Origin of the sequence: Burkholderia sp. Ac-20379 (assembly GCF_017104645.1) — a bacterium.
Classification (GTDB): domain Bacteria; phylum Pseudomonadota; class Gammaproteobacteria; order Burkholderiales; family Burkholderiaceae; genus Burkholderia.
In genome coordinates this window covers 1-11215 of the sequence record NZ_JAAGPF010000251.1, presented here as the reverse complement: position 1 = coordinate 11215, position 11215 = coordinate 1, and the positions used below count along the sequence as shown (strand labels likewise).

Below are 11215 nucleotides of genomic sequence, written 5' to 3'. Positions count from 1 at the left end.
ATCGTGCCGTACGACGGCGTGGCCTTCACCCGCGACGGCTGGGTGCCGGTCACCCCGGCGCGCGCGCTGGCGGCCGACGAGCTGCCCGCGATCGTCGCCAGCTATGCGGCGGCGGCCCGGCGCGCGCTCGAGGCCGGCTTCGACGGCGTCGAACTGCACGCCGCCAACGGCTATCTGATCGACCAGTTCCTGCAGGACGGCAGCAACCATCGCACCGACGCCTACGGCGGCCCGATCGGGAACCGCGCGCGCCTGCTGCTGGAGGTGGTCGACGCGCTGCGCGGTGTGTGGGGCGCGGGCCGCGTGGCCGTGCGGCTCTCGCCGAGCAGCCGCTTCAACGGCATGTCGGATCGCGACCCGGCCGCCGATTTCGACTTCGTGGCCGGCGCGTTGTCGAGCCGCGAGCTGGCCTATCTGCACGTGGTCGAGCCGCGCGTGATCGGCTCCGAGGAAGCCGGCGAAGGCTTGCAGGCCGTGGCCGCGCGCAGCCTGCGCGCACGCTTCGGCGGCCCGGTGATCGCCGCCGGCGGTTTCCACGGCGACGAGGCGCAGGCGGAAATCGCGGCGGGCCATGCCGACGCGGTCGCCTTCGGCCGCTTCTTCATCGCCAACCCCGATCTGCCCGCGCGCCTGCGCGCCGGCCTGCCGCTCAACGCCTACGACCGCGGCACGTTCTACGGCGGCGACGCGCGCGGCTACACCGATTACCCCGCCGCCCAGGCCGCCTGATCCCAAGGAGAACCGAACATGAACACGTTGACTGGCAAGACCGCGCTGGTAACCGGCGCGTCGCGCGGCATCGGCCGCGCCAGCGCGCTCGCGCTGGCGAACGCGGGCGCGCAGGTGCTGGTGCACTACAGCCGCGGCGCGCAGGAAGCCGACGCCGTGGTGGCCGAAATCCGCCAGGCGGGCGGCAAGGCCGAGAAGATCGCCGCCGACCTGCGCCAGCCCGACGGCCCGCACGGGCTGGCGCGGCAAACCCGCGCGATCATCGGCGGCCGGCTCGACATCCTCGTGGCGAACGCCGGCATTTCGCACGCGGCGAGCATCGAGGACACCACCGTCGAGGCGTTCGACGACCTGTTCGCCGTGAACGTGCGCGCGCCGTTCTTCCTCGTGCAGCAGTTGATGCCGGTGATGTGCAAGGGCAGCAGCATCGTGCTGCTCTCGTCGCTGGCCGCGCGCGGCGCGCTCGGCACGCTGGCCGCCTATTCGGCCACCAAGGGCGCGATCGACACGCTGGTCAAGCACTTCGCCGTGGCGCTCGGCGAGCGCGGCATCCGCGTCAACGCGGTGGCGCCGGGCATCGTGCCGACCGACATGTCGAACTTCACCAAGACCGATGCCGGGCGCGCGTTCGCGCTGGGCATCCAGGCGCTCAAGCGGATGGCCGAGCCGGCCGACATCGGCGCGGCCGTGGCGTTCCTCGCCTCGGACAACGCGCGCTGGATCACCGGCGACACGCTGCATGTCGACGGCGGCTCGAAGCTGTGAGCGCCCCCTCCGTTCTCATTCGTTAAGGACAACATCATGAAACTGTTTCATGCCGGCGGTTCCCCCAACGCGCGGCGCGTGCGCATCCTGGCCGCGGAGAAAGGGCTCGACCTCGAACTGGTGCCGGTGGATCTCGGTTCGCGCGCGCAACTCTCGGACGCGTACCGCGCCGTCAACCCGCGCGCCGTGGTGCCGACGCTCGTGCTCGACGACGGCACGGCCATCGGCGAAGCGCCCGTGATCATGCGCTATCTCGACGATGCGTTCGCATCGCCCTCGCTGTACGGCGCGACGCCTCGGGACAAGGCGATCGTGGCGATGTGGGAGCGGCGCGCGGAACTCGAAGGGTTCGCCGCCGTGATGGAAGGCGTGCGCAACGCGGCCGAGGGGCTCAAGGGCCGCGCGCTGTCCGGGCCGCACAACTACGCGCAGATTCCCGAGCTGGTCGAGCGCAGCAAGCAGCGCGTGGCGAATTTCTACAACGATCTGGACGCGCGCCTGACGAGCGTGCCGTTCCTGGCCGGCGAGCAGTTTTCGGCGGCCGACATCACAGCCATGGTGGCGGTGGATTTCGCGACGCGCGCGTTCGCGATGCCGCTCGCGGCGGAGCATGTGGCGCTCAAGCGCTGGCATGCGCAGGTGGCGTCGCGGCCGAGCGCCGCGGCGTGACGGGAGCCGGGCGCGCCTGAGCCGGCGCGCCCGGTCATGACTGGCCGGCCGGCGTATCGCGCCGCGCGGGCCAGATATACAAGGCGGAGGAACTGAGCAGGCCGGCGCGTTGCAACGACGCCGCGACCTGCCGGTCGCGAAACCAGAACGACAGCGACACCACCGGCGTGCCCGGCCTGACGCTCCGGTCGAGCAGCGCCGCGATCGCGCGCATCGGCTTGATCATCAGATAGCAGGTGACGGCGTGCGCGTCGCTCAGATCGCAATCGAGGAAATTGGCGCGCCGCAGCGTGAGGTTCGTCAGCGTGCGGGCGCGCAGCCGCGACACCCAATACGGCAACGGCGACAGCTCGATGCCGCGGATCTCGGCCTGCGGAAACGCGCGGGCCAGCGCGATCGCGAGCGAACCCCAGCCGGAACCGAGTTCATAGACCACCGCGCCGGGCGCCAGGCCGGCCTGCCTCAGCAGCGCGATCACGTCCTCGGCGGCCCGCGCGCTCGACGACAGCGGCGGCACGCCGGTGCGCAACTGATACCCCACGAGCGACAGGCACGCCAGCAGGACGATCGCCACGACGGCAATCGGAACGAGGTGCTGCAGGGTCGTCAGCGTGAAAGTCATGGCGCGGAAGCGGTTGCATCGCTGGTCGGATCGCGCATCATGCCACGCGCTCAGAACCGCTGGATCATCCCCACCTGCACGCCCTTCACCGTCGCGCCCGGGTACGCGGGCGTCAGGCCCGTCACGTTCACGCCGCGCAGCGTGAAGGTGCCCGTGCCGCGGTTGCGCAGCCAGCCGGCGCTCGCATACAGCAGCACGCGCGGCGACAGGTCGTATTCGGTCATCGCGCTGAACTGGTCGGCGTCGTTGCCCTTGCCCGAACGGTCGCGCATGTACGCATAGCCGAGCGCCGCCCGCCAGCGCGACGACACCGCGTAGCGCACGGACACGGCCGCGCCGTCGTCGTGATAGCGCGGCGTGCCGCCGTCGCCGTTGAACATCGAGACGAAGCCCGTGAATTTGCCCACCGTGTACGACACGCCGCCCATGTTCGCGCGCAGCGCGCCCGAATCGTTGGTCTGCTGGTGCGCGAACGCGATGCGGAACGGCCCCTGCTTGTAGGCGAACGTCGCGATCGTGCCGCCCAGCCCGTTCGCGCCGCCGGCCGACGGGTCGCGCATCGACACCATCACGGTGCTCGTGAAACCGTGGAAATCGGGCGACAGATAGGTGATCGCGTTGCTCTCGTACGGCGTGATCTTCGAGAGATTGTTCAGGCCCGAGGCGATGGTGCCCGCGCCGAACGCATCGATCTGCCCTTTGAACGGGATGTAGATCGGCGAATACTGGCGGCCCACGCGCAGCTCGCCCCAGCGCGAGCCCACGCCCACCCAGGCCTGCCGGTTGAACAGCGTGCCGGCGGTGGCGAGCGTGCCGTCGTTGGAGCCGAAGCCGCTCTCGATATCGAACAGAATGCGCACGCCGCCGCCGATCGGCTCCGAGCCGCGCAGGCCGATCCGCGAGCCGCGATACGCGCCGGAATCGAGCCGCGGCACCCAGCCCGAGCCGGGGTTGGTCACTTCGATGCTGGTGTCGATCACGCCGTAGAGCGTGACCGAACCCTGCGCGAACGCCTGCGCGGCGGGCGCGCACAGCGCGGCGAACGCCAGCGCGCGGACGCACGGGCGAAGGGGAAAACGAACCGGGCGGCCGGCGGGAGTGGCGCGCAAGCTTGCGCGCGCAACGAAATCGTGACGCATGAACGGGAGCAACGGTCGCTTCGCCCGAACGCGTATCCGCGATCGACGACGGCTCGCCCGCGCGGGCGATCGAACCGTCGTCGGCCGTGGATACGCGGCCAGGTCGAACATGAAATGAAAAGGAAAAACCGGTACGCCGGAAGCAAAACGGCCGGCGGGATGCGAACCCGAAGGCCGCATCCCGCCGGCGTCGATGCCGGCGCGGCGCACACGCCAGGCGTGCGCCGCGCGCCGGATTACTTGCTGTCCGGCAGTGCGTAGGCGATCACGTAATCGCCGAGCTTGGTGCCGAACGATCCATGGCCGCCCGCCGCGATCACGACGTACTGCTTGCCGTTGACCTCATACGTCATCGGCGTGGCCTGGCCACCGGCCGGCAGGCGCTGTTCCCACAGCAGCTTGCCGTTGTTGGTGTCGTAGCCGCGGATGTAGTTGTCCGCGGTGGCGCCGATGAAGAACACGCCGCCGGCCGTGGTGGCCGGGCCGCCGAGCATCGGCATACCCATCCGGAACGGCAGCGGCACCGGCGAGCTGTCGCGCACCGTGCCGATGCGGCGCTTCCAGACGATCTGGTTGGTCTTCAGGTCGATCGCCGACACGTAACCCCAGGCCGGCTGCTTGCACGGCAGGCCGAGCGGCGAGAGGAACGGGTTCAGCGTCACGCCGAACGGCACGCCGTATTGCGGCTGGATGCCCGATTCGGTGCCGCTGCCCTTGGCGCCGGCTTCCGGCTCCATCGGGTTGCCCGGCCCGCGCGGGATCAGCTTCGAGACGAACGGCAGCGCGATCGGGTTGGCGATGGCGATCTGGCGATCGGTATCGACGGCAATGCCGCCCCACTCGAACATCCCGAGGTTGCCCGGGAACACCAGCGTGCCCTGCTCCGACGGCGGCGTGAACGTGCCTTCATAGCGCAGGCGATGGAACATCACGCGGCACACGAGCTGATCGAACATCGTCGCGCCCCACATGTCGGCGTCGGTCAGCTTCTGCTTCGGACGGAACGTCAGATCCGAGAACGGCTGCGTGGCCGACACATGATCGCCCTTCGCGGCGCCCTGCGGCACCGGCAGTTCCGGCGCCGGCACGACGGTCGCGCCGGTGCGGCGGTCGAGCACGAAGATGTTGCCGGTCTTGGCCGGGGCGTACACCACCGGCACCTTGTTGCCGTTCTTGTCGGTGATGTCGGCGAGCGTGGGCTGCGCCGGCTGATCCATGTCCCACAGATCGTGGTGCGCCGTCTGGTAGAACCAGGCCAGCTTGCCGGTGGAGGCATGCAGCGCCAGCAGGCCGCTCGCGTAACGCTCCTGTTCCGGCGTGCGGTGGCCGCCCCAGATGTCCGGGGTGGTCACGCCCATCGGCAGGTAGACGATGTCGAGCTTGGCGTCGTAGGCAGCGGGCGCCCACGAGTTCGGCGAGTTCCAGGTGTAGTGCTCGCCCGCGCCCGGGATGTGGTTCGGATCCTTCGCGCCCGGATCGAACGCCCACAGCAGCTTGCCGGTGCGCGTGTCGAAACCGCGGATCACGCCGGACGGCTCGCGCGTCGAGAAGTTGTCCTCGACCGAACCGGCCACCACGATCACCTTGTCGGTGACGATCGGCGGCGAGGTCGGCTCGTACATGCCCGGCGTGGTGACCGGTTGCAGATGCTGCAGGTCGAGATCGCCGTTGTTGCCGAAATCGGCGCAGCGCTGTCCCGTTTGCGCGTCGAGCGCGTACAGGTGGCCGTCGTTGACCGGCAGGTAGATACGGCGCGTGCAGGCGCCCGGCGACGTGTCGGCGGCGGCGGTGACCGGCGCCGACGGGGCGGCCGGGGCGCTTGCCGCTGCGTCGGTGGCGCTGGCGGCGCTGGACGCCGCGGCAGCGGCATCGGCGGCCGATGCGCCCGACGCGGCAGCGGCGGCGTCAGGCGTCGCGCCCGTCGCGGGCTGCGATTGCGCGTCGGCCGACAGGTCGCGGTACGACACGCCACGGCAGGTCACGTGCTGGAACGACGGATCGTTCTTCAGGCGCGGATCGAACTTCCACACCTGCTTGCCGGTGGCTGCGTCGAGCGCGAACAGGATCTGGTGCGGCGAGCACAGATACAGCAGGTTGCCGATCTTGAGCGGCGTGACTTCATCGGTGATCTCGCCCGGATCGTTCGGGCCTTTCATGTCGCCGGTGCGGAACGTCCACGCCACTTGCAGATTTTTCACGTTCTCGGGCGTGATCTGCTTGAGCGGCGAATAGCGCGTGCCTTCCTGGGTACGGCCGTAGGCCGGCCAGTCGGCGTCGGCGATGCCGGGAATCGGCGAGGTTTGCGCCGGCGCTTCGGCCGACAGCGTGCCGTTCAGTTCCTGCGGATCGTTGAAGTTCGCGTAGACGAGCACGCCGGCCCAGATCAGCAGCGACACCGTCAGCGCCCAGCCGTTCGCGGCGCGCGCGCCGTTCAGCTTGCGCGTGACCAGCACCAGCAGCCAGACGCCGAACACCACCAGCACGCCGGAGCGCGGCGCGAGCGCCCAGAAATCGAAGCCGGATTCGCCGACCGCCCAGATCGCGGTGCCGACCAGCAGCAGCGCATACAGCGTCAGCGCCACGGCGCGGCGGCCGCGGATCAGCCAGGCGAACACCAGCAGCACGATGCCGGCGACGATGTAATACGCGGAGCCGCCGATCGCGGCGAGCCAGACGCCGCCGACCAGCAGGTAAAGCCCTGCCAGCAAGGCGAACAGCCATGTCAGGCCGCCGATGACACCGAGCGACGAGGATTGTTTTGTCATGATCCCAACCTTTTGTTTGAGACGGTTTATCAACAGATCTGCGCGTGCGAGCACGCAGGTCATCCTCCATCGTTGTTTTTGTTATGGCGACTTACGGCAACGCGCGCCGCGGTGAAGCCGGCGCGCGCGAAACGTCGGGCCATGCGCATTCGCGCGGCGGCGCGCATGCGGTACGGCAGGATCTGGGAACACACCACGAAGCGTGCGACGCGTCCGGCCGCGCGAGTTCGAATCGCTGCGACGACGGCGCGTGCATCATGTCGGCGGCAGCCCGGCCCCTGGCGTGCGCGAAGCAACGCAAGGCCCGGCTACCCGAAGAAACGCCCACCCGGTTTGCCTGATTGTCATGTCCTTCCCGTCACGTGAATGCCTGGCATACACATCGAATACGGAGACAAACGCCGCGCGCGAAGCGCAGGCCGTCAACGCATGAAAGACTTCTGAAACATTCGGCTCATATCGTTTAGGGTCGCAAATATAACGGGTTTTCCCGGAACCTGCACGTTCGCGGGGCCGGACGTGCGTCTCGCGCCGTCGCGAATCGTCCGATCAATGGCACGCCGCCAGGCTGCCGCAAAACCCGTTCCCGCTCAGTGATAACCGGCGTCGCCCTCGCGCACCTTGCCGTGGAAAACGCGGTATTGCATGAAGTTGTAGACGAGGATGATCGGCAGCACGATCACCGTGCCGACCAGGATGAACCACTGGCTTTCCGGCGGCGAGGACGCCTCCCAGATCGACAGCGACGGCGGCACGAGATTCGGCCACATGCTGATCACGAGCCCGCTGTAGCCGAGAAACAGAATGGCGAGCGTCAGCACGAACGGCTGCACGTCGCGGCGACGGTTCACGGCGCGCACGATGCCGGTGGCGCAGGCCAGCACGAGGATCGGCACCGGCGAGAACACGATCAGATGCGCGCCGGAGAACCAGCGCTCGGCCACGGCCGGCAGCCCGATCACCGTCCACGCGCTGACCAGGAAGATCGCGCCGAGCAGCAGCAGGCACAGCGGCTTCATCAGGACATAAGCCTTCTCCTGCAGCGCGCCCTCGGTCTTCCAGATGATCCAGCCGCAGCCGAGTGCCGCGTAGGTGATCAGCAGGCAGAAGCCGCAGAACACGCTGAACGGCGAGAGCCAGCCGAACGGATCGCCGGCGAACGTGCCGTCGACGATGGTGGTGCCCTGCAGCAGCGAGCCGAGCACCACGCCCTGACAGAACGTGGCGAGCATCGAGCCGCCGATGAACGCGAGATCCCAGAGGTTCTGCGTGCGCGTGGCCTTGGCGCGCAGTTCGAACGCCGCGCCGCGGAAGATCAGCCCGATCACCATCAGGATCAGCGGCAGGTAGTTGGCCGGCAGCAGCGTGGCGTAAGCCACCGGGAACGCGCCGTACAGCACCGCGCCGCCGAGCACGAGGAAGGTTTCGTTGCCGTCCCACACGGGCGCGACCGTGTTGAGCATGACCTGGCGTTCGCGTTCGGCGTCGAAGAACGGAAACAGCAGGCCGATGCCGAGATCGAAGCCGTCGAGCATCACGTAGAGAAACACGCCGAGCCCGACGATGAAGGCCCACAGCACGGGTAGATCGAGAACCATCGCGTCACTCCTGGTCGATCGCGTCGCCGGGCCGCGACAGCGCCCGGTTGTGCAGCACCGGATGGGCCGTTTGCCCGTCGTCGCCGTGGCCATCGCCGTGGCCGGCCGTCGGCCCCTTGCGCATCAGCTTCAGCATGTAATACACGCCGGTGCCGAACACGAGGAAATAGACGATCACGAACAGCAGCAGCGTGACGCCGACCTGCTGGCCCGTGAGCGGCGAGACGGAGTGCTCGGTGCGCAGCACGCCGTACACCGTCCACGGCTGGCGGCCCACCTCGGTGGTGATCCACCCGGCCAGCAGCGCCGCGATGCCCGACGGCCCCATCCACAGCATGAAGCGCTGGAACCGCCGCGATTCGTAGAGCCGCGCGCCGCGCCGCAGCCACCAGCCGAGCAGCACCGCGAACAGCATCAGGAAGCCGAGCCCGGCCATCGCGCGGAACGTCCAGAACACGATCGGCGAATACGGGCGATCCTCGCGCGGGAAGGTCTTGAGGCCGCGTATTTCGCCATCCCAGCTGTGCGTGAGGATCAGGCTGCCGAGGTGCGGCACCTGGATCGCATAGCGCGTCACTTCCGCATCCATGTCGGGCAGCCCGAACAGGTTCAGCGCCGTGCCGCCGTGCTCGGTTTCCCAGATGCCCTCGATCGCGGCGATCTTGGCCGGCTGGTATTCGCGTGTATTCAGGCCGTGCGCGTCGCCGATCAGGATCTGCAGCGGCACGAGCGGCAGCAGCAGCCACAGCGCCATCGAGAAGCTGCGCTTGACCGCCGCGTCGCGCCGCCCCTTGAGCAGATGCCACGCGCCGCAGGCCGCCACCAGGAAGCCGGCCACGATGAACGCGGCGATCGTCATGTGCAGCAATCGATACGGAAACGAAGGATTGAAAATGATCTTCCACCAATCCACCGGCACCAGCCGGCCGTTCTCGATGCCGAAGCCCTGCGGCGTCTGCATGAAACTGTTCGAGGCGAGGATCCAGAACGTGGAGATCAGCGTGCCGAGCGCGACCATCAGCGTGGCGAAGTAATGCGCGCGCCGGCTCACGCGCTGCCAGCCGAACAGCATCACGCCGAGAAAGCCGGCTTCGAGGAAGAATGCGGTCAGCACTTCGTAGGTCAGCAGCGGGCCGGTGACGTTGCCCGCGATGCGCGAGAAGCCGCCCCAGTTGGTGCCGATCTCGTAGGCCATCACCACGCCCGAGATCACGCCCATGCCGAAGCCCACCGCGAAGATCTTCGACCAGAACAGGAACATGTCCTTGTAGGACGAATCGCCGGTTTTCAGCCACATGCCTTCGAGCACCGCGAGGAAGCTGGCCATGCCGATGCTGATCGCCGGAAACACGATGTGAAACGACACCGTGAACGCGAACTGCAGGCGCGCCAGATGCAATGCGTCAAAGATCTCCATGCGGCTTCCCCTGCGCCGGCGCCCGGGGGAAGGCGCAGGCTGTGTGCCGTGCTGTCTGTCGTGGCGGCGGCCGCTGCGTCAGCGCCGCTCGCCGCGATGGTTGCCCGTGCATCGAATCGGCCGATGTCAAGCAGCGCGAAACAATCCGGGCCGTTGAAACGCGCCGCCCGCTTCGCGGCGGGCGGCACGCCTCAACAATAAACCATTCATGGGAAAGGTAAAGACCGCATGGCGCGCGCAAGCGCGGCGAGCGGCCGACGTGACGCAGGGGGCAGGCTTCATGCCTGTAAGGAAGACCGGCAGGGCGCGCGCCCTGCCCGCCGGATCACGCCTTAGCGCGCGACGAGACCAGCCGGTATGCGGCGATCGAACCGCCCACGGCGATCAGCACCGGAATCAGGAAATCGTGGCCGACGCGCGTGAATTCGACCATCAGCACGATCGCCGTCAGCGGCATCTGCATCGAGGCGGCCAGGAACGCCGCCGCGCCGACGATCGCGAACGCGCCGGTGGCGGCGCCCGGCCAGACGAGGCTCCACACGCCGCCGAGCACGATCGCCAGCAGCGCGCCGTTGGCGAGGCCGGGCGTCAGCAGCCCGCCTTCCGCGCCGGCCCGCAGGCTGCCCCATTCGATCGCCACCTTCAGCACCAGCAGCGCCGCGGCCGTGCCGATGGTGAGCGCGCTGTCGAAACCGAGCGCGGCCGGGCCCTTGCCGTTGCCGAGCAGCGCCGGCAGCGCGATCGACAGGCCGCCGATGATCGCGAAATTGAGCACCGACAGCACCGGCAGCCGCCAGTCGCGCGGCGCGGCGGCGCGCGCGGCCGTGGTCAGGCGCGTGAAGCCGTAGGCCGCCACGCCGAACACCGGCCCGCACACGGCCGACCACACCACCAGCGAGGCGTCGATGGCGAGCGGCCCGACCGTGTACTGATGCTCGTTGCCGAGGCCGATCCACGCCACCACCGCGGCGATCGCCGAGCTGGCCAGCGCCGGCACCGCGGCCGACCAGCCGAAGCTGCCGAGCAGCACTTCCATGACGAACACCGCGCCGCCGAGCGGCACGTTGTAGACGGCCGCCAGCCCCGCGCCCGCGCCGCAGGCCACCATCAGCCGCTGGTCGCCGGCCGACAGCCCGGCCCGGTGCGCGATCCAGCCGGCCCACAGCGAGCCGATCTCGCGCGGCGCCACCTCGCGGCCGAGCGGCGAACCGAGCGCCACCGTCACGATCTGCAACAGCGCATGCACGGTCGTGCTGACGATCGGCATGCGCGGATCGGCGGCCTTCACGGCGCGCTTGATGCTGACGAGCGGCTTGCCCCAGCGGTACAGCGCCCACCAGCCGAGGCCGGCCACCAGGCCGCAGCCGGTCAGCACCAGCACGCGCCGCAGCGGCGAAGCCTGCGACACGCCCTGCAGGAAGCTTTCGTTGCTGATCACGCGCGCGACGCTGTAGCCGTAGGCCAGATGCTGGATCACATGCAGCAGCAGCGCCAGCAGCATGCCGCCGAGA

At 69.0% G+C, this 11215-nt stretch carries 10 protein-coding genes; 4 read left to right on the top strand and 6 right to left on the bottom strand.

Features of this window, described 5'->3' with window-relative positions; all coding sequences use genetic code 11:
* From G3N92_RS24795 to G3N92_RS24785, 3 genes are all read left to right on the top strand, one after another.
* Window positions 1-729, top strand: a 729-nt coding sequence (locus tag G3N92_RS24795) for an alkene reductase (RefSeq protein ID WP_206130238.1), incomplete at its 5' end; no start/stop codon positions are given.
* An 18-nt stretch (window positions 730-747) separates the two neighbouring features.
* Complete coding sequence (locus G3N92_RS24790) at window positions 748-1494, top strand: SDR family oxidoreductase (protein ID WP_206130237.1); 747 nt, start codon at window positions 748-750, stop codon at window positions 1492-1494.
* A gap of 36 nt (window positions 1495-1530) precedes the next feature.
* On the top strand, window positions 1531-2163 hold the full coding sequence (locus G3N92_RS24785) for a glutathione S-transferase (protein WP_206130236.1): 633 nt from the start codon (window positions 1531-1533) through the stop codon (window positions 2161-2163).
* A gap of 34 nt (window positions 2164-2197) precedes the next feature.
* On the opposite strand, the gene G3N92_RS24780 is transcribed toward G3N92_RS24785, so the two are convergent.
* The 3 genes from G3N92_RS24780 to G3N92_RS24770 all read right to left on the bottom strand — a co-directional run bounded on the left by G3N92_RS24780 (window position 2198) and on the right by G3N92_RS24770 (window position 6689).
* On the bottom strand, window positions 2198-2785 hold the full coding sequence (locus G3N92_RS24780; protein ID WP_206130235.1) for a class I SAM-dependent methyltransferase: 588 nt from the start codon (window positions 2783-2785) through the stop codon (window positions 2198-2200).
* Window positions 2786-2835: 50 nt separating this feature from the next.
* Window positions 2836-3924, bottom strand: a complete 1089-nt coding sequence (locus tag G3N92_RS24775; RefSeq protein WP_206130239.1) for a porin — start codon at window positions 3922-3924, stop codon at window positions 2836-2838.
* A 236-nt stretch (window positions 3925-4160) separates the two neighbouring features.
* Window positions 4161-6689, bottom strand: coding sequence for a glucose/quinate/shikimate family membrane-bound PQQ-dependent dehydrogenase (locus G3N92_RS24770; RefSeq protein WP_206130234.1), 2529 nt, complete (start codon window positions 6687-6689; stop codon window positions 4161-4163).
* 83 nt (window positions 6690-6772) lie between these two features.
* On the opposite strand from G3N92_RS24770, the gene G3N92_RS24765 reads away from it, so the two are divergent.
* Complete coding sequence (locus G3N92_RS24765) at window positions 6773-7030, top strand: hypothetical protein (RefSeq protein ID WP_206130233.1); 258 nt, start codon at window positions 6773-6775, stop codon at window positions 7028-7030.
* Window positions 7031-7279: 249 nt separating this feature from the next.
* On the opposite strand, the gene cydB is transcribed toward G3N92_RS24765, so the two are convergent.
* The 3 genes from cydB to G3N92_RS24750 form a co-directional block, all read right to left on the bottom strand.
* On the bottom strand, window positions 7280-8287 hold the full coding sequence (gene cydB / locus G3N92_RS24760; protein ID WP_206130232.1) for a cytochrome d ubiquinol oxidase subunit II: 1008 nt from the start codon (window positions 8285-8287) through the stop codon (window positions 7280-7282).
* A 4-nt stretch (window positions 8288-8291) separates the two neighbouring features.
* On the bottom strand, window positions 8292-9704 hold the full coding sequence (locus tag G3N92_RS24755) for a cytochrome ubiquinol oxidase subunit I (protein WP_206130231.1): 1413 nt from the start codon (window positions 9702-9704) through the stop codon (window positions 8292-8294).
* 325 nt (window positions 9705-10029) lie between these two features.
* The coding region (locus G3N92_RS24750) for a chloride channel protein (protein ID WP_206130230.1) at window positions 10030-11215 on the bottom strand (1186 nt) is incomplete at its 5' end.

Bases quoted from the DNA above. Each gene is read 5' to 3' on its own strand.
- G3N92_RS24790 (WP_206130237.1), top strand. From the start codon at position 748: ATGAACACGTTGACTGGCAAGACCGCGCTGGTAACCGGCGCGTCGCGC.
- G3N92_RS24785 (WP_206130236.1), top strand. From the start codon at position 1,531: ATGAAACTGTTTCATGCCGGCGGTTCCCCCAACGCGCGGCGCGTGCGC.
- G3N92_RS24780 (WP_206130235.1), bottom strand. From the start codon at position 2,785: ATGACTTTCACGCTGACGACCCTGCAGCACCTCGTTCCGATTGCCGTC.
- G3N92_RS24775 (WP_206130239.1), bottom strand. From the start codon at position 3,924: ATGCGTCACGATTTCGTTGCGCGCGCAAGCTTGCGCGCCACTCCCGCC.
- G3N92_RS24770 (WP_206130234.1), bottom strand. From the start codon at position 6,689: ATGACAAAACAATCCTCGTCGCTCGGTGTCATCGGCGGCCTGACATGG.
- G3N92_RS24765 (WP_206130233.1), top strand. From the start codon at position 6,773: ATGGCGACTTACGGCAACGCGCGCCGCGGTGAAGCCGGCGCGCGCGAA.
- cydB (WP_206130232.1), bottom strand. From the start codon at position 8,287: ATGGTTCTCGATCTACCCGTGCTGTGGGCCTTCATCGTCGGGCTCGGC.
- G3N92_RS24755 (WP_206130231.1), bottom strand. From the start codon at position 9,704: ATGGAGATCTTTGACGCATTGCATCTGGCGCGCCTGCAGTTCGCGTTC.